The following is a 16,283-nucleotide window of genomic DNA, read 5'->3' as shown; positions in this document are numbered from 1 at the left end:
GGTGCAGGGCCAGGGCCAGACGGTGCAGGCCGTGCGGCGCCTGCGGCGAGTCGCCAGCGCTGGTTCCCGGGTCGCATTCCGCTCACGCTGCATGCGCCCGGGAGACGATGTCGTACGCGGGGAGGGGGCGATCCCTCCGGCGCAGGCGCGTTCCCCGGACGCGCCGCAGCACGCAGTGATGCGGTGCAGATCCGGGGTCCATGCCTCTCAGGTGGTTCGGGGCCTTCGGCGAGTCTTGTGCTGGTGCCCGGGTCGCATTCCGCTTCGCTGCATGCGCCCGGGAAACGAGGTTGCTCCCCGTATGGGACGGCTGCCTTTTCCCCGACTGCCGACTGCCGACTGCCGACCGCCGACTGCCGACGCCTGGCTAAGCCACCGACAGCGCCTGCGTCAGGTCGGCGATGAGGTCGTCCGAGTGCTCGATGCCGATGGACATGCGGATGGTGGCGTCGCTGATGCCGATGCGCTCGCGCGTTTCCTTCGGCACGCCGGAATGGACGGTCGTCGCCGGATGGCAGACGAGCGATTCCGTGCCGCCGAGGCTCACCGCCAGCTTGAAGATGCGCAGCGCGTTGAGGAAGCGGAAGGCCGCCGCCTCGCCACCGCGGATGTCGAAGGAGAAGGTGGTGCCCGCCGCGTCGCACTGGCGCGCGAAGGTGCGCCGGGCCGGGCTCTCGGCGGGCAGCAGCGTCGGGTAATAGACGCGCGCCACCTTCTCGTGGCCGGCGAGGAAGGCGGTGACCGCCTCGGCGTTACGGCAGGCGGCGCTCATGCGCAGGCTGAGCGTCTCCAGCGAGCGGGCGATCATCCAGGCCGAATGCGGGTCGAGCTGGGTGCCGATGGCGCCGCGCAGCAGCTTGATCGGCTTCACCAGCTCGCGCCGGCCGAGCACCGCCCCTGCCACGAGGTCGGAGTGGCCGCCGACGTACTTCGTCAGCGAATAGACCGACAGGTCCATGCCGTGGGCGAGCGGCTTCTGGAACAGCGGTCCGAGCAGCGTGTTGTCGCAGGCGACGATCGGGCGGTGGCCCTGCCTGTCGCCGATCTCGTCGGCGACACGGCGCACGAGCGCGAGGTCGACGAGGCTGTTGAGGGGGTTCGACGGCGTCTCGACGAAGACGACGCTGACGCGGCCCTTCGCCATCGCCGCCTCGGCCGCGGCGCGCACGGCCGCCTCGTCGACGCCGTCGATGAAGCCGACCGCATCGATGCCGAAGGGCTTCATCGTCCTGGCGATCAGCGTTTCGGTGCCGCCGTAGAGCGGCTGCGAATGCAGGATGACGTCACCCGGCCGGGCGAAGGCGAGCAGCGTCGTGGCGATGGCCGACATGCCGCTCGAGAAGATGGCGCCCATCTCGGCGCCCTCGAAGATGGCGAGGCGATCCTCGACGATCTCGCTGTTGGGGTGGTTGAAGCGCGAATAGACGAGGCCTGGCTCGGTGCCCGGCTCCGGCTCGCGCCGGCCCGCGGTGAAATCGAAGAAGTCGCGCCCTTCCTCCGCCGAGCGAAAGACGAAGGTGGAGGTCAGGAAGACCGGCTGCTTCACCGCTCCTTCCGAGAGGGCGGGGTCGTAGCCGTAGCCCAGCATCAGCGTCTCGGGATGGAGCTTGTGATTGCCGATCTTGTCCTTGTGGTAGTCAGACGATGCCATGACAAGCGTTCCCTCGATTGGCGGTTTGCCCGTCCCGCCGGCCGCGAGGCCATGCGGAGCTGTCTCAACGCTAGTGTGCGCCCTTTGGCATTGCTCGGCCAATCGGATCGCGCAAATGTGCTCGCAAGGGCAGGAACTGCCAGAATGGAGGGGGAATGGGGCAGATATCGCTCGACTCGACCGACCGCCGCATGTTGCGCCTGCTGCAGGGCAACGGGCGCATGACCAACCAGGAGCTGTCGGAGCGCATCGGCCTGTCGCCATCGCCGTGCCTCAGGCGCCTGCGCCGGCTGGAGGAGGCGGGCGTCATCCGCGGCTATGCGGCCAAGGTCGACCAGAAGGCCTACGGCCTGCCCGTCACCGTCTTCGTCTCGGTGCGGCTGACACGCCAGAACGAGGAGGAGATCGCCGCCTTCGAGCAGGCGGTCGCCGGCTGGGACGAGGTGAGCGCCTGCTATCTGATGACCGGCACGCAGGACTATCTCCTACACGTGGTCGGCGAGGGCATCGAGGACTACGAGCGCTTCGTCAAGACGCGGCTGACGCGCCTCAGGTGCATCGCCGCCATCGAATCGAACTTCGTGATGGGCGTCGTGAAGGAGGGGGCCGTCTTTCCGGAGGTGGCGGGGTAGGGACCCGTCATGGCCCGGCTTGTCCCGACGGCTGCCCGATCGACGCCCTCCACCTGGCCTCAAGCCATTGATCGAACGTGGAAGACCGTTGCTGCGAGCGGCCCGGCCTGACGCCTGCACGCCGTTTCTTCGCCGTCATGCCCGCGCCCGTCGCGGGCATTCCCGCCACGACGTGGGCGCGGGGTCGGAGGGCGTGGATGGCCGGGACGAGCCCGGCCATGACGAACGGGGGAGGTCGTGCCACTCTTCCCGTTCCATTCGCATAACTGTCTCCGCCGTCATGCCCGCGCCCGTCGCGGGCATCCACGCCGCGACGCTCGTGCGAGGTCGAAGGACGTGGATGGCCGGGACGAGCCCGGCCATGACGAACGGGGAGGTTGTGCCACTTCTCCTGTTCCATTCGCATAACTGTCTCCGCCGTCATGCCCGCGCCCGTCGCGGGCATCCACGCCGCGACGCTGGTGCGAGGTCGAAGGGCGTGGATGGCCGGGACGAGCCCGGCCATGACGGGTGGGGGAGGTCATGCCACTCCTCCTGTTCCATTTGCGTACCTGTCTTCGCCGTCATGCCCGCGCCTGTCGCGGGCATCCACGCCGCGACGCTGGCGCGGGGTCGGAGGGCGTGGATGGCCGGGACGAGCCCGGCCATGACGAACGGGGGAGGTTGTGCCACTCCTCCTGTTCCATTTGCGTAACTGTCTCAGTCGTCATGCCCGCACCCGTCGCGGGCATCCACGCCGCGACGCTGGTGCGAGGTCCAAGGGCGTGGATGGCCGGGACGAGCCCGGCCATGACGGTTGCACGCCGTTTCTCCGCCGTCATGCCCGCGCTCGTCGCGGGCATCCACGTCGCGACGTTGGCGCGGGGGCGAAGGGCGGGGTCGGCCGGGACGAGCCCGGCCATGACGGGTGTGCGCCGTTTTCTGCCGTCACGCCCGCGACAGTCGCGGGCATGACGGCGGGGCGGGCTTTCGTCGAGAGGCGTGCCCCGCTTGCCCCGTCCCCGTCCGCTCCCTACTGTCGCCGGCGAGGCTGCGCCCCCCGGTTTCAGGAGACGACATGCGGTTTGACGGCACCGATACCTATGTGGCCACGGAGGATCTCAAGGTCGCGGTCAATGCGGCCATCGTGCTGGAGCGTCCGCTCCTCGTGAAGGGCGAGCCCGGCACCGGCAAGACCGTGCTCGCCGAGGAGATCGCGCGGGCCGTCGGCGCGCCGCTCATCACCTGGCACGTCAAGTCCACCACCAAGGCGCAGCAGGGGCTCTACGAATACGACGCCGTCTCGCGCCTGCGCGACAGCCAGCTGGGCGACCCGCGCGTCTCCGACATCGCCAACTACATCAAGCGCGGCAAGCTGTGGGAGGCCTTCGTGTCCGAGCGGCGCCCGGTGCTGCTCATCGACGAGATCGACAAGGCCGATATCGAGTTCCCCAACGACCTCCTGCTCGAGATCGACCGCATGGAGTTCCACGTCTACGAGACGGGCGCGACCGTGCGGGCACGCCAGCGGCCCATCGTCGTCATCACCTCCAACAACGAGAAGGAGCTGCCGGACGCCTTCCTGCGCCGCTGCTTCTTCCACTACATCCGCTTTCCCGACCACGAGACCATGGCCCGGATCGTCGAGGTGCACTATCCCGGCATCAAGAAGCGCCTCGTCGCGGAGGCCCTGCGCCTCTTCTTCGACATCCGCGACGTCCCGGGCCTCAAGAAGAAGCCCTCGACCTCGGAGCTGATCGACTGGCTCAAGCTCCTCATGGCCGAGGACATCGACGCCGACACCCTGCGCGAGCGCGACACGCGCAAGCTCATCCCGCCGCTCCACGGCGCGCTCCTCAAGAACGAGCAGGACGTCGGGCTTTTCGAGAAGCTGGCCTTCATGAGCCGGCGCGAGGGGCGGTAGGCGCACCGAGATGCCCGCGCCAGCAGATTAGTATGATGACTTGAAATTGGTGTGCACGTCGATCCTCCCCCGCATGGGGGAGGTGGCGCCGCGAAGCGGCGACGGAGGGGCCTGCGGGTGGCATTTACGCGCGCCGTGCCCGGACTTGACCCCACCCGTCTCGCGCCTTTGGCGCGATCCACCCTCCCCTTGAGGGGAGGGATCAAGGCAAGTGACTTGCGCCGACTTGAATGCATAATGCTGTGGGCTCGCTGGCAATCCCTGGGATCTCAAGCGATCTGAGCGGGGCGTCCGGAAGGCGGAGCCGCCCCCACCTCTAACCCCTCCCCGCCGCAAGCGGGGGGAGGGGAATTGCATTCAGCGCTCCTCCAAAAACCGCCGCAGCGCGCGGCCGACGTTCTCGATGTGGGCGCGCAGCAGTTCGCAGGCGTCGTCGATGCGCCCCGCGCGGCAGAGGTGGACGAGCTCGGCGTGCTCGGCCTCGGCTCGCTCCATGCCGCCGGTCAGGGACAGCTGCAGGCGCGTGTGGCGGTCGCAGTCCTGCAGGAGGTTGGCGACGATGCCGGCGGTGCGCGGCTTCTCGGCACGGCTGTAGAGCAAGAGGTGGAACGCGCGGTTGAGCTCGCCCCAGCGGCTGACGTGCCGGGCGCGCAATTCGTCGCTGTATTCCTCCAGGATGCGGTCGAGGCGGGTGTAGTCGTCGTCCGACAGCTGCGGGGCAGAGGCGGCGAGGAGGCGCGGCTCGAGGAGGAGGCGCAGTTCGAACAGCTCCTCGATCTCGGCCAGCGACAGTTCCGGCACCACGGCGCCGCGGTGCGGATGGATCTTCACCAGCCCCTCGGCTTCGAGCTGCATCAGCGCCTCGCGCACGGGAATGCGGCTGACGGCGAACTCGGCGGCGAGCGCATCCTGCCTGAGCTGGCTGCCGGCCGGGATCTCCCCATCGAGGATGCGCCGGCGCAGCTCGGCGGCCACGGCCGCCGAGATGGTGCGGTGCTGGACCGTCTTGCGGAGCGGAGAGGTGAGGGCGGTGCCGTCCATCGTGATCCCGGTGTGCGCTTGACAGCATGGATTTTATACAATCTACAATTCATGGCAATCTCGCATCCGGAGAACGGCCATGGCAGCGCGCATCGGCTGGGAAGGCGTCTTCCCCGCAGTCACCACGCAGTTCCGCGCGGATTTCAGCCTCGACATCGAGGCGACGCGCAAGGTGATGGCCGGGCTGATCGACGACGGGGTGTCCGGCCTCATCGTGTGCGGCACGGTGGGCGAGAACACCTCGCTGTCGCGGCCCGAGAAGGTGGCGGTGATGGAGGCGGCGAAGGATGTCGCCCAAGGGCGCGTGCCGGTCATCGCCGGCATCGCCGAGTTCACCACCGCCTTCGCCGCCGAGACGGCGCGGGAGGCGGCGCGCGTCGGGCTCGACGGCATCATGGTGATGCCGGCGCTCGTCTATTCGGCCAAGCCCCACGAAACGGCGGCGCATTTCCGCGGCGTCGCCGGGGCCACCGACCTGCCGGTGATGGTCTACAACAATCCGCCGATCTACAAGAACGACGTCACGCCCGACATCCTCGCTTCGCTCGCCGATTGCGACACCATCGTCTGCATCAAGGATTCCTCCGGCGACACGCGCCGCTTCACCGACATGCGCAACATGGTGGGCGAGCGCTTCGTGCTCTTCGCCGGGCTCGACGACGTGGTGGTGGAGAGCGTGATGCTGGGAGCCGCCGGCTGGGTGTCGGGCATGTCGAACGCCTTCCCGCGCGAGGGCGAGACCCTGTTCCGCCTGGCGCGCGCCGGGCGTTTCGAGGAGCTGCGGCCGCTGTACGACTGGTTCATGCCGCTGCTCCATCTCGATGCGCGGCCCGACCTCGTCCAGTGCATCAAGCTGTGCGAGGAGATCATGGGCCGTGGCTCGGCCCTGACGCGCCCGCCGCGGCTGCCGCTCACGGGCGAGGAGCGCCGGGCGGTCGAGGACGTCATGCAAAAGGCGCTCGCCACGCGCCCGGCGCTGCCGGACGTCGGGCTGAAGAGCGCGGCCTGACAGACGGAGGCGGACCATGGCGCGCCACACGTTCTTCTGCATCGACGGGCACACCTGCGGCAACCCGGTCCGCGTCGTCGCCGGCGGCAGCATTCCGCGGCTCGACGGCGAGACCATGTTCGCCCGCCGGCAGCATTTCCTCGCCGAATACGACTTCATCCGCACCGGCCTGATGTTCGAGCCGCGCGGGCACGACATGATGTCGGGGTCCATCCTCTATCCGCCGACGCGGGAGGATTGCGACGTCGGCATCCTCTTCATCGAGACCTCCGGCTGCCTGCCCATGTGCGGCCACGGCACCATCGGCACGGTGACGATCGCGCTCGAGAACGGGCTCGTCCGCCCGAGGACGCCGGGCGTGCTGAGGCTCGACACGCCGGCCGGGCTCGTCGAGGCGCGCTATGTCGAGAACGGGCCGTTCATCGAGCGCGTGCGCATCACCAACGTGCCGTCCTTCCTCCTCGGCACGGGCTATGACGTTGCGGTGGAGGGGCTCGGGCCGCTCAAGGTGGACGTCGCCTACGGCGGCAATTTCTACGCCATCGTCGAGCCGCAGGACGGGTACGGCGACCTTGCCGAGGTGAACCCGTCCGACATCCTGCGCTGGAGCCCGAAGCTCAGGCAGGACTTCAACGCCCGCCACCGCATCACCCATCCCGAGAACCCGGCCATCGACCGGCTGACCCATGTCATGTGGACGGGCCGGCCGAAGACGGAGGAGGGAACAGCGCGCAACGCCGTGTTCTACGGCGACAAGGCCATCGACCGCTCGCCCTGCGGCACCGGCACGTCGGCGCGCATGGCGCAGCTCGCGGCGCGCGGGTCCTTGCGCGAAGGGGATGTCTTCGTCCACGAGAGCATCATCGGCTCGACCTTCTCCGGCCGCATCGAGGCAAGGGCGAAGGTCGGCGGGCATGACGCGATCGTCCCCTCCATCGAGGGCTGGGCGCGCGTCACCGGTTTCAACACCATCGTCATCGACGACCGTGATCCCTTCGCCCACGGCTTCCAGGTGGTCGACGGCATCGGCTGAGGCGGGGGGCATCCCGGCGGGCTGCCCTTGCGTGGCCGGGGCGGGATGCCTAGCTTGGCGCCCATGCTTCGCCTCATGCTCCTTCGTCACGCCAAATCCGCCTGGCCCGCCGGCGCCGCCGATCACGAACGGCCGCTCGCGCCGCGCGGGCGCGAGGCCGCGCCGCTCATGGGGCGCTACCTCGCCGGCGAGCATCTGGTGCCCGACCTCGCCGTGGTCTCGACGGCGAAGCGCACGCAGGAGACATGGGCTCTCGTCGCGCCCGCCTTCGCCGAGGAGGTGCCGAAACGCGACGAGCGGCGCATCTACGAGGCGAAGACGGACGCCATCCTCGCCGCCATCCGCTCGACCGGGCCGGACGTGCGCACGCTGCTCGTCATCGGCCACAACCCGGGCTTTGCCGATCTCGCGACGCGGCTCGCCGGCCACGGCGACCGCTATGCCTTTGCCCGCCTGCGCCAGAAATATCCGACGGCGGGGCTCGCCGTGATCGATTTCGACGTCGCGTCCTGGGCTGACGTGGCCGAGCACGGCGGGCGGCTCGACCGCTTCGTCACGCCGAAAATGATCGGGGGCGAGGATGAGGACTGAGGCCGGCACGGACGCGGAGCGCGCCTGATGCCGCCGTCCTTCCTCGACGGCACGGTCGATGCGCTGAAGAGCCTCGCCGAATATGCGGCCGGCGCGGTGCGGCCGACGCTGCGCCTCGGCGTCACCGGCCTCGCACGCTCGGGCAAGACCGTCTTCACCACGGCGCTGGTGCATCACCTCACGGGCGTGACGCCCATGCCTGTGTTCCGTGCCTCGTCCGAGGGCCGCATCCGCCGCGCGCGGCTGGCGCCGCAGCCTGACGACACGGTGCCGCGCTTCACCTACGAGGACCATCTCGCGGCGCTCACCGGCCCCGGCCGGCAATGGCCGCAGTCGACCAATCGCATCGCCGAGCTGCGCGTCGAGATCGACTACGAGCGTCCGCCCGGCTGGCGGTCCGGCCCGGCGACGCTGGCGCTCGACATCGTCGACTATCCCGGCGAGTGGCTGCTCGACCTCGGCCTGCTCGACCTTTCCTATGCCGAGTGGTCGCGCGCGACGCTGGAGGCGAGCCGGCGGCCGGAGCGGGCGCCGCTTGCGGCCGCCTGGCACGCGCATCTGGCGACGCTCGCGCCCGACAAGCCGGCCGTCGAGGCGGAGATGGTGGCCGCGAGCGACCTCTTCAAACAGTACCTCTCGGCGCTCCGCGCCGGCCCCGAGGCGGTGGCGACGACCCCGCCGGGCCGCTTCCTGATGCCCGGCGACCTTGCCGGCTCGCCGGCGCTGACCTTCGCGCCGCTCGACGTCAGGCCCGGCGCACCGCATGCGCCGGCGAGCCTCGCGAGCCAGATGGAGCGGCGCTTCGAGGCCTACAAGAACCATGTGGCGCGGCCGTTCTTCCGCGAGCATTTCTCGCGGCTCGACCGGCAGATCGTGCTCGTCGACGTGCTGGCGGCGCTCGATGCCGGCGCGCGGGCGGTCGGCGAGCTCGAAGGGGCGCTCGACCAGGTGCTCGGCGCCTTCCGGGCCGGGCGCAACACGCTCGTCAGCAGCCTCTTCGCCCCGCGCATCGACAAGGTGCTCTTCGCCGCCACGAAGGCCGACCATCTGCACCGCAGCGACCATGCGCGCCTCGACGCCATCTTGCGGCTTCTCGTCGAGCGCGCCATCCGCCGCTCGGAAGGGGCGGGGGCGCGCGTCGACACGCTGGCACTCGCCTCGGTGCGGGCGACGCGCGAGGCAAGCGTGCGCGAGGGCGGCGAGCGGCTGCCGGCCATCGTCGGCGTGCCGTGCGCGGGCGAACGCGTGGGCAACGAGGTCTTCGACGGCGAGGGCGAGGCGGCCATCTTCCCCGGCGAACTGCCGGATGACCCGAAGGCGATCTTCTCCGGCGCCGTCGTTCCCGGCAGCCTGCGCTTCCCGCGCTTCCGCCCGCCGCTCAGGGTGCCGGATGCCGCCGGCCGCATGCCGCCGCTGCCGCACATCCGCCTCGACCGGGCGCTCGAATTCCTCATCGGCGATCGATTGGCCTGACGACATGAGCAAGGGACCGCGCGCCTTCCGCCTCGACGAAATGCCGCCCGACCGGGAGCGGCAGACGATCGAGCTTTCGCCCGGCATCGTCGTCGAGCACGAGCCGGAGGAGGCCATCGCCGATGAGGAGGCGGTGACGGCACGCCCGCCGCGGCGCCGGCGCCTGCCGTGGCTCGGCATGCTGCTCTCCGCGCTCGGCGGGCTGCTGCTGCTCGCGCTGGGGCTCGGCGTCGAGCGGCTCGTGCGCGATCTCATGGCGAGCTACCCGGCCCTCGGCTGGTTGGCCCTCGCGCTGGCAGCGCTGGCGCTCGCCGGCCTCCTCGGCATCGTCGTGCGCGAAATGCTCGGCATGCTGCGCGAACGGCGCATCGAGGGCCTGCAGAAGGAGGCCGCGCGCATCCTCGCCGACAAGGACGAGGTGGGAGCGCGCAAGCTCGTCGCCGATGTCGCCGCCCTCTATGCCGGGCGGCCGGAGACGGCGCGCGCCCGCGGGCGCCTCGCCGATCTCGGCGATGCGGTGATCGACGCGCCGGAGCTTATCGGCCTTGCCGAGCGGGAGCTGCTCGCGTCGCTCGACAGGCGGGCGCGGCGGCTGGTGGCGGAGGCGGCGCAGCAGGTTTCGGTCGTCACCGCGCTCAGCCCGCGCGCCATCGTCGATGTCGCCTTCGTGCTCTATTCCGTCATGCGGCTGATGCGGCGCATCGCGGCCCTCTATGGCGGGCGGCCGGGCACGCTCGGATTCCTGCGCCTTGCCGGCAACGTGCTGTCGCATCTCACCCTGACGAGCGGCATCGCCATGGGCGACAGCCTGCTGCAGCAGGTGATGGGGCTCGGGCTCGCCGCGCGCGTCTCGGCCAAACTCGGCGAGGGGGTCGTCAACGGCCTCCTGACGGCGCGCGTCGGCCTCTCGGCCATCGCCGTCTGCCGCCCCCTGCCGTTCACGGTGCTCGAGCCGCCGGTCCTCGGGGACGTGGCCTCGAGCCTCTTCGACCGCTCGGCAGCGAAGCCTCCGGAAGGGCAGTAAGGGTCGCCGTCCGAAGGCCGCCGGCGCAAGGCGCATTGACGTTGCGGAAACGATTTCCCACAACGGGCGCGGTTCGCAACGCCGATCGTGCAGCCTCCCCGCTGCGCCGGCGCGTGGCGGGGGCTGTGGACACCGATCTATGCTGTTCAATTCCTTTGCGTTTCTTCTGGCGTTCCTGCCGCTGGCGCTCGCCCTGCACTGGCTCGCCGAGCGATTCGCGCCGGCCGCCCGGCTGCCGCTGCTGCTCGTCCTGTCCTTCATCTTCTACGGCTACTGGGATGTGCGCTTCATCCCGCTGCTCGGGCTGTCGATCCTCATCAACTGGGTGATGGCGCAGCTCTTCGTCAGGACCCGCCTCGCCACGCTCATCGTCGCGGCCATCGCCGCCAACCTGACCGTGCTCGGCATCTTCAAATATGCGGCCTTCTTCGCCGACCTGGCCAATGCGGCGGCGGACCTCGGCCTGCCGCGCTACGAGTTCGCGCTGCCGCTCGGCATCTCCTTCTTCACCTTTCATCACGTGATGTACCTGGTCGACCTGAGGGCCGGGCGGGCGCCGCGGTTCGACCTCATCCGCTACGGGCTCTACATCGGCTTCTTCCCGCAGGTGCTGGCCGGGCCGCTGGTGCGCTGGACCGAGCTGATGCACCAGCTCGACGAGCGGCCCTATCTGCGCAGCGATGCCGCCCAGCGTTTCGCGCAGGGGCTGATGCTGCTCACCGTCGGCCTCGCGAAGAAGGTGCTGATCGGCGATCCGCTCGCGGGCTACGCCAATCCCGTCTTCGAGGCCGCCGCGAACGGCGGCGCGCTCACGACGCTGCAGGCCTGGCAGGGCACGCTCGCCTTCACCTTCCAGATCTATTTCGACTTCTCCGGCTACACCGACATGGCGCTCGGCATCGCGCTGATGTTCGGCGTCGTGCTGCCCCAGAACTTCGAGGTGCCCTACCGCGCCGTCTCGCTGCAGGATTTCTGGCGGCGCTGGCACATGACGCTGTCGCGCTTCCTGCGCGACTATCTCTACATCCCGCTCGGCGGCAACCGGCATGGCCTGTCCATCCAGCTGTTCGCGCTGTTCGCCACCATGACGCTCGGCGGCCTGTGGCACGGGGCCGGCCTCACCTTCGTCTTCTGGGGCATCGCCCACGGCCTCGGCCTTTGCGCGGGCATTCTCTGGCGGCGCACGGGCGTCGTCATGCCGGCCGTGCTCGGCTGGGCGCTGACCTTCCTGTTCGTGGCGCTGACGTGGGTGCTGTTCCGCGCCACCAGTTTCGACGCGGCGATGCGGCTCTATGAGGCGATGTTCGGCTTCGCCCCCTTCGGCTCGGGCTTCAAATGGCGTGCGCTGGTGATCGCGGCGCTCGTCGCCATGATCGGGCCCACCGCCTGGGCGGCCGTTCACCGCCTGCCGCCCAACCGCTGGCTCGCGGTGGCCTTCGCCCTCCTTTTCGTGGTCATCCTTCTCAAGATCGGCGACGATGCCAACTACGAGTTCATCTACTTCCAGTTCTGAGGCGGGCGACGCGGCGCCGTGGCGCCGCTTCGCCGCGACCTTCGTCGGGGCCGCGGTCCTGACCGTCGGCATCGTGCTCGGCGCGGTCGTCGTGCTCGATCCGTATGACACGGGGCGCGGCTCGGTCGACTGGGGCGTCGGCGTCTCTCCCCAGGGGCCGCGCACGGCCAATGCGAGCCGGGGCCGCGACCCGTCCTTCAATGCCGCCGTCATCGGCAATTCGCACGTCCAGCTTCTCTCGCCCGAGCGGCTGTCGGCCGGGACGGGACTGTCCTTCGTCTCGCTGATCGTGCCGGGCACCGGCGCGCGCGAGCAGGTCGCCATGCTCGACTGGTTCGTCAGGCATCACGAGGGAACGGCGCGGGCGGTCGTGCTCGGCATCGACGAGTTCTGGTGCGAGGGCGATCCCGCGCTGCCGCTGCGCCATCCCTTTCCGTTCTGGCTCTACGACGCGGACGTCCTGTCCCACCTCAAGGGGCTGCTGCGCTTCGACGTCGTGGAACGCCTCGGCGAACGCGTGGCCTTCCTCGCCGGCTACGGCGAGCGGGCGCGGCCGGACGGCTACTGGGACTACGCGCCGGAATATCTCGGCATGGGCTATGACGGGCCCGACAAGGTGAAGGACCTGTCCGTGCCGCGGCCGACCATGCAGGCAGACCCCACGGGACGGTTCCCGGCGGCCGTGCTGTTGCGGGAGGTTCTTGCAGGGCTGCCGCCCGATCTCGTCGTCGTCCTCATCTCGCCGCCGGTCTTCATCGCCGGGCTGCCGGCCGCCGGCAGCGAGGAGGCGGCCAACGAGGGCCGCTGCATGGCGGCCTTCGCGGCCCTCGCGGCCGGGCGCCCGCGGACCGCGTGGCTCGACTGGCGCAGCGACAGGCCGGAGAATCGCGACCCGGCCAACTTCTTCGACAAGACCCACTATCGGGCGTCGCTGGCGCACGAAGTCGAGCGGGCTGTCGCGCAGGAGGTGAGCAAAATGACAGCGGCCGAGTGAGAAGGCAGGCCTTCGGCACGATGTCATCTCGAAAAGCGGGCCAAGTCGCAAAACTTCGACAAAAGGAGAGTGTCAAACCGCGTTGTCGGGACTTGTCCGGCCCGCTATATAGGCGCCACTCCGGGGGGAATGCCTCGGGCTGGTCATGGGATGAGAGCAGAAGCCACGCATGCCTGAAATCGAACTCGAGGAAGGCTACCGGCCATCTGAAGACGAGCCTTTCATGAACGAGCGACAGCGGGACTATTTCCGCCGGAAGCTCAACGCCTGGAAGGACGAAATTCTACGAGAGAGCCGCGAGACGCTGGCGGCCTTGCAGAACGAGAGTGAGAACCACCCCGACATTGCCGACCGCGCCTCGTCCGAGACGGATCGCGCCATCGAGCTTCGGGCGCGCGACCGGCAGCGCAAGCTGATCGCCAAGATCGATGCGGCGCTGCAGCGCATCGAGGACGGCACCTACGGCTATTGCGAGGAGACGGGCGAGCCCATCTCCCTGCGTCGTCTGGAGGCGCGGCCGATCGCCACTTTGTCGCTCGAGGCGCAGGAGCGGCACGAGCGCAACGAGCGCGTCTACCGCGACGACTGACGGTCATTGCAGCGTTGTTATCGCGACGGCGGCGCGGGCTCCTGCGGGTCCGCGCCGTCTGCGTTCTTGCGCGCCATGAACTGCGCCTGGTTGTCGGCGACGACGTTGCCGTAGGTCGCCGCCCAGCGGGCGAGCGCATCGAGCACCGGATCGAGCGACCAGCCGAGTTCGGTCAGCGTATATTCCACCTTCGGCGGCACGACCGGATAGACCTTGCGCCGGACGAGGCCGGCAGCCTCCATCTCGCGCAGTTGCTTGGTCAGCTCCTTCTGCGTGATGCCGGGAATGGCGCGGGCGAGCCGCGTGAAGCGCAGCGGCTCACCCTCTGCGCGCACGAGCTCGATGAGGACCGGCACGGCCCATTTGTTGGCGATGACGTCGAGCGTGCTGCGAATGCGACGCTGGCAGGCGCAAGGGCCGAGGTCCTCACGCAGGAAAGCGGCTTTGGCGCTGCGGGTTACAGTATCCATTTGGCATGTATAGCACAAAAATCTGCCTTCTTGCACAAGGATACCGTTCAGGCGATACGGGCCTCCCCAACTGGAGGAACCTGATGATCACCCTTCACTATGCGCCCGGCGCCTGTTCCATCGCGGCCCATATCATCCTCGAGGAAATCGGCCGGCCCTTCGAGGCGCGGCCGGTCTCGCTGCGCAAGGGCCAGCAGTACGAGCCGGGCTATCTCGCCATCAATCCGCGCGGCAAGGTGCCGGCGCTGACGACGGCCGACGGCATCGTGACGGAGAATGTCGCGATCCTCACCTATCTCGCCGATCTCGCACCGGAGAAGGGCCTCCTGCCGCGCGACGGCTTCGCCCGCGCGCAGGCCCTGTCCTGGCTCGGCTTCCTGACCAGCGAGCTGCACGGCAGCTACGGGCCGCTCTTCGCGCCGCAGCGGTTCATCGACGGGGACGAGGTGCAGGCCGCCCTCAAGGAGAAGGCACGCACCCGCCTTGCCGGCAATCTTGCCGATGTCGACGGCCGGCTGGCGGGGCGTGACTGGGCGCTCGGCGAGTTCTCGGTGGTGGACGCCTATCTCTATCCCTTCTTCCACTGGGCGAAGACCTACATGGGCTTCGACATGGCGCCCTACGCGAACTACTCCGCCCATCATGCCCGCATGCAGGCGCGGGCCTCCGTGCAGCGGGTTCTCGCCCGCGAAGAGGCGGGCCAGGCGCTGCTCGATGCCGCCTGACGGCGGCGGGAACGGCAAAAAAGAAACGGCCCGGGTCAGCCCGGGCCGTTTCGCATTCCGCCCAGGCGGCGCTGTCTACTTGTCCTTCGCGGGCTCGCCGCGTCCGAGCAGGCGGGCGAACTCGGCCTCGATGCTCTCCACGGAGAACGGATCGGGCTTGTCGCTGTCCGGCTTCGGCGCAGGCCGCTCCGCGGGCTTCACCTCGAGCGGCGCGGCGCTCTTGGCCGGCGCCTGGGGTGCAGGCTCGGCGGGGGCCGGTGCAGGAGGAGCCGCCGCTTCGGGTCGTGCCTCGGGGGCCTTGGGGGGCTCCCGGCGGACGGGCTGGGGCGGCGGCGATACAGGGCGAGGCGGGGCGGGCGCAGGCTCGACGGCCGGCCCTTGCGAAGAAACCTGCGGCGCGGCGGGGGCCGATGGCGGTGTGCTGCTGGCGGGCCTGTCCTCGCGACGCATCGACCAGGCGTTGGCCGGCCTGGCGGGAGGCGTCAGGCCGCCTCCGACTGGCGCGCCGGTCGAAGCCGGGGCCGGGGTGGCGCGCGGGGCCACCGGCGGGGGGGCGCCGGGCGTTGCCGGGCGTGGAGCGAAGGTGCTCGCGGGTGGCGCGGCCGGGGTCTCCGGACGGGCCGGCGGCGCCGCCTTGGTCAGTTCCCGCGCCAGCTCTTCGGCCAGCTGGGCGGAAAGATCCGGGGCGGGCGCCTGCAGAGGCGCCGCGGAGGGGGCCTGCGGCTGGGGCGGCACGGCGGTCTCCCGCGGCGCCGGACGCGGGGCCGCGGGGGGCGGTGTCGGCGTTGCGGGCTGGGTCGTCGCGGCGGTCGACGGCCGGGCGGCCGAGAAGGGGCGCTTCAGGGCCTCCTCGAGCTGTCGCGCCATCGAGGACAGGGCCTTGTCCTCGGCGGGCTTGGCCGGCGCGGGAGGAACCTCCACGCCCGGCGCGGCGGGCGTCTCGCCGCGCGAGGCGGAGAAAGCGCCGGCGCTGGCAGCGGCCGGTTGAGCAGGGGGTGGAACAGGCCTCGACGGCTGCGCGGCGGGGGCCGGCGGAAAAGCCGGGGGCGCAGGCATCACGGGAGCCGCGGGCGCGGCCGGCGCAGGTGCCGGGGCCTGGACGGGCGGGGCAGGAACCGGCTGGCGAGGCTCGTCGAATTCATCGCCGTCGAAATCGTCGCGCGGCTCGACCACGGCCGGGCGCAGGGGCGCCTGCGCCTCGAGGCCGGGGATGACCGGGGCGAGGGCCGCCTCGAAGCCCGGCAGCGGCGCACCGGCGCGCGCCGCGCCGCGGACGATGCTGCCCTCGATCAGCACGTCCGTCGGCCCGCCGATCATGACGAGATGTTCGACATTGTCGCGCCTGACGAGGACGAGCTGGCGCTGGCGGTCGAGATCGAAGACATCGACGATGCCGAGCCGCGGCTGGCGGGCGCGCGGAGAGGAGGAGCCGGCGACGCGGCTGCGCCCGGACGTCGCCCGCCGGACGGCGAGCGCCACCAGTGCCACGACGCCGAAGATGATCGCGAATGCGATGAGATATTGGCCTGCGTTCGAGATTTCCATGCCGAACAACATGCGCGTGGCATGTTTCCCAAGTCATTCCACCACCGGACCCCTCCGGCAGTATCCCACATGGCGCGCAGCGTAAAGCGC

At 70.1% G+C, this 16,283-nt stretch carries 15 protein-coding genes; 11 read left to right on the top strand and 4 right to left on the bottom strand.

Going from position 1 to position 16,283, the window contains the following annotated elements:
- Positions 1 to 367 precede the first annotated feature (367 nt).
- On the bottom strand, positions 368 to 1,651 hold the full coding sequence (locus GGR16_RS14035; protein ID WP_019403583.1) for a cystathionine gamma-synthase family protein: 1,284 nt from the start codon (positions 1,649 to 1,651) through the stop codon (positions 368 to 370).
- 155 nt (positions 1,652 to 1,806) lie between these two features.
- On the opposite strand from GGR16_RS14035, the gene GGR16_RS14030 reads away from it, so the two are divergent.
- Together GGR16_RS14030 and GGR16_RS14025 are read left to right on the top strand one after the other, a co-directional pair.
- A complete protein-coding gene (locus tag GGR16_RS14030) occupies positions 1,807 to 2,283 on the top strand; it encodes an Lrp/AsnC family transcriptional regulator (RefSeq protein ID WP_019403584.1) in 477 nt (158 codons plus the stop codon).
- A gap of 1,057 nt (positions 2,284 to 3,340) precedes the next feature.
- The gene (locus GGR16_RS14025; RefSeq protein WP_019401746.1) at positions 3,341 to 4,186 is read left to right on the top strand and encodes an AAA family ATPase; all 846 of its coding nucleotides are present in this window, start codon (positions 3,341 to 3,343) and stop codon (positions 4,184 to 4,186) included.
- A gap of 357 nt (positions 4,187 to 4,543) precedes the next feature.
- Here GGR16_RS14025 and GGR16_RS14020 read toward each other — a convergent pair whose 3' ends face one another.
- Positions 4,544 to 5,227 carry a GntR family transcriptional regulator gene (locus GGR16_RS14020; protein WP_183316998.1) on the bottom strand — a complete coding sequence of 228 codons (684 nt, stop codon included), beginning with the start codon at positions 5,225 to 5,227 and terminating at the stop codon, positions 4,544 to 4,546.
- A 79-nt stretch (positions 5,228 to 5,306) separates the two neighbouring features.
- Between GGR16_RS14020 and GGR16_RS14015 the strand changes: the two genes are divergently transcribed.
- From GGR16_RS14015 to dksA, 8 genes are all read left to right on the top strand, one after another.
- Positions 5,307 to 6,236 carry a dihydrodipicolinate synthase family protein gene (locus GGR16_RS14015; RefSeq protein ID WP_183316997.1) on the top strand — a complete coding sequence of 310 codons (930 nt, stop codon included), beginning with the start codon at positions 5,307 to 5,309 and terminating at the stop codon, positions 6,234 to 6,236.
- A gap of 16 nt (positions 6,237 to 6,252) precedes the next feature.
- Complete coding sequence (locus tag GGR16_RS14010; RefSeq protein WP_183316996.1) at positions 6,253 to 7,269, top strand: 4-hydroxyproline epimerase; 1,017 nt, start codon at positions 6,253 to 6,255, stop codon at positions 7,267 to 7,269.
- A gap of 63 nt (positions 7,270 to 7,332) precedes the next feature.
- Positions 7,333 to 7,860, top strand: a complete 528-nt coding sequence (locus tag GGR16_RS14005) for a SixA phosphatase family protein (protein ID WP_183317241.1) — start codon at positions 7,333 to 7,335, stop codon at positions 7,858 to 7,860.
- Between the two features lie 27 nt (positions 7,861 to 7,887).
- Positions 7,888 to 9,333 (top strand): YcjX family GTP-binding protein, encoded by a 1,446-nt coding sequence (locus GGR16_RS14000; protein WP_183316995.1) that lies wholly within the window; start codon positions 7,888 to 7,890, stop codon positions 9,331 to 9,333.
- A 4-nt stretch (positions 9,334 to 9,337) separates the two neighbouring features.
- Complete coding sequence (locus GGR16_RS13995) at positions 9,338 to 10,357, top strand: YcjF family protein (RefSeq protein WP_183316994.1); 1,020 nt, start codon at positions 9,338 to 9,340, stop codon at positions 10,355 to 10,357.
- Positions 10,358 to 10,496: 139 nt separating this feature from the next.
- Entirely contained in the window at positions 10,497 to 11,870 is a 1,374-nt protein-coding gene (locus tag GGR16_RS13990; protein ID WP_183316993.1) for an MBOAT family O-acyltransferase, read from the top strand.
- Positions 11,836 to 12,864: a hypothetical protein gene (locus tag GGR16_RS13985; RefSeq protein WP_183316992.1), complete on the top strand. Its 1,029-nt coding sequence runs from the start codon at positions 11,836 to 11,838 to the stop codon at positions 12,862 to 12,864. The genes GGR16_RS13990 and GGR16_RS13985 overlap by 35 nt, the downstream gene beginning before the upstream one ends.
- 169 nt (positions 12,865 to 13,033) lie before the next feature.
- Positions 13,034 to 13,453: an RNA polymerase-binding protein DksA gene (dksA, locus tag GGR16_RS13980; protein ID WP_026015273.1), complete on the top strand. Its 420-nt coding sequence runs from the start codon at positions 13,034 to 13,036 to the stop codon at positions 13,451 to 13,453.
- 17 nt (positions 13,454 to 13,470) lie between these two features.
- On the opposite strand, the gene GGR16_RS13975 is transcribed toward dksA, so the two are convergent.
- On the bottom strand, positions 13,471 to 13,923 hold the full coding sequence (locus tag GGR16_RS13975; protein WP_019402964.1) for a winged helix-turn-helix transcriptional regulator: 453 nt from the start codon (positions 13,921 to 13,923) through the stop codon (positions 13,471 to 13,473).
- A gap of 83 nt (positions 13,924 to 14,006) precedes the next feature.
- Between GGR16_RS13975 and GGR16_RS13970 the strand changes: the two genes are divergently transcribed.
- The gene (locus GGR16_RS13970) at positions 14,007 to 14,648 is read left to right on the top strand and encodes a glutathione S-transferase family protein (protein ID WP_019402963.1); all 642 of its coding nucleotides are present in this window, start codon (positions 14,007 to 14,009) and stop codon (positions 14,646 to 14,648) included.
- A 75-nt stretch (positions 14,649 to 14,723) separates the two neighbouring features.
- Here GGR16_RS13970 and GGR16_RS13965 read toward each other — a convergent pair whose 3' ends face one another.
- Positions 14,724 to 16,193, bottom strand: a complete 1,470-nt coding sequence (locus tag GGR16_RS13965) for a flagellar biosynthetic protein FliO (protein WP_183316991.1) — start codon at positions 16,191 to 16,193, stop codon at positions 14,724 to 14,726.
- Positions 16,194 to 16,283: the final 90 nt, after the last annotated feature.

It is taken from the genome of Chelatococcus caeni (genome assembly GCF_014196925.1).
Classification (GTDB): Bacteria; Pseudomonadota; Alphaproteobacteria; order Rhizobiales; family Beijerinckiaceae; genus Chelatococcus_A; species Chelatococcus_A caeni.
This window is presented reverse-complemented; position numbering and strand designations above follow the sequence as displayed.

What these genes read in the sequence shown, in the direction of transcription:
- GGR16_RS14035 (WP_019403583.1), bottom strand. Translation starts at nt 1,651, where the DNA reads ATGGCATCGTCTGACTACCACAAGGACAAGATCGGCAATCACAAGCTC.
- GGR16_RS14020 (WP_183316998.1), bottom strand. Translation starts at nt 5,227, where the DNA reads ATGGACGGCACCGCCCTCACCTCTCCGCTCCGCAAGACGGTCCAGCAC.
- GGR16_RS14025 (WP_019401746.1), top strand. Translation starts at nt 3,341, where the DNA reads ATGCGGTTTGACGGCACCGATACCTATGTGGCCACGGAGGATCTCAAG.
- GGR16_RS13965 (WP_183316991.1), bottom strand. Translation starts at nt 16,193, where the DNA reads ATGGAAATCTCGAACGCAGGCCAATATCTCATCGCATTCGCGATCATC.
- GGR16_RS13990 (WP_183316993.1), top strand. Translation starts at nt 10,497, where the DNA reads ATGCTGTTCAATTCCTTTGCGTTTCTTCTGGCGTTCCTGCCGCTGGCG.
- dksA (WP_026015273.1), top strand. Translation starts at nt 13,034, where the DNA reads ATGCCTGAAATCGAACTCGAGGAAGGCTACCGGCCATCTGAAGACGAG.
- GGR16_RS13995 (WP_183316994.1), top strand. Translation starts at nt 9,338, where the DNA reads ATGAGCAAGGGACCGCGCGCCTTCCGCCTCGACGAAATGCCGCCCGAC.
- GGR16_RS14000 (WP_183316995.1), top strand. Translation starts at nt 7,888, where the DNA reads ATGCCGCCGTCCTTCCTCGACGGCACGGTCGATGCGCTGAAGAGCCTC.
- GGR16_RS13975 (WP_019402964.1), bottom strand. Translation starts at nt 13,923, where the DNA reads ATGGATACTGTAACCCGCAGCGCCAAAGCCGCTTTCCTGCGTGAGGAC.
- GGR16_RS13970 (WP_019402963.1), top strand. Translation starts at nt 14,007, where the DNA reads ATGATCACCCTTCACTATGCGCCCGGCGCCTGTTCCATCGCGGCCCAT.
- GGR16_RS13985 (WP_183316992.1), top strand. Translation starts at nt 11,836, where the DNA reads ATGCCAACTACGAGTTCATCTACTTCCAGTTCTGAGGCGGGCGACGCG.
- GGR16_RS14010 (WP_183316996.1), top strand. Translation starts at nt 6,253, where the DNA reads ATGGCGCGCCACACGTTCTTCTGCATCGACGGGCACACCTGCGGCAAC.
- GGR16_RS14005 (WP_183317241.1), top strand. Translation starts at nt 7,333, where the DNA reads ATGCTTCGCCTCATGCTCCTTCGTCACGCCAAATCCGCCTGGCCCGCC.
- GGR16_RS14015 (WP_183316997.1), top strand. Translation starts at nt 5,307, where the DNA reads ATGGCAGCGCGCATCGGCTGGGAAGGCGTCTTCCCCGCAGTCACCACG.
- GGR16_RS14030 (WP_019403584.1), top strand. Translation starts at nt 1,807, where the DNA reads ATGGGGCAGATATCGCTCGACTCGACCGACCGCCGCATGTTGCGCCTG.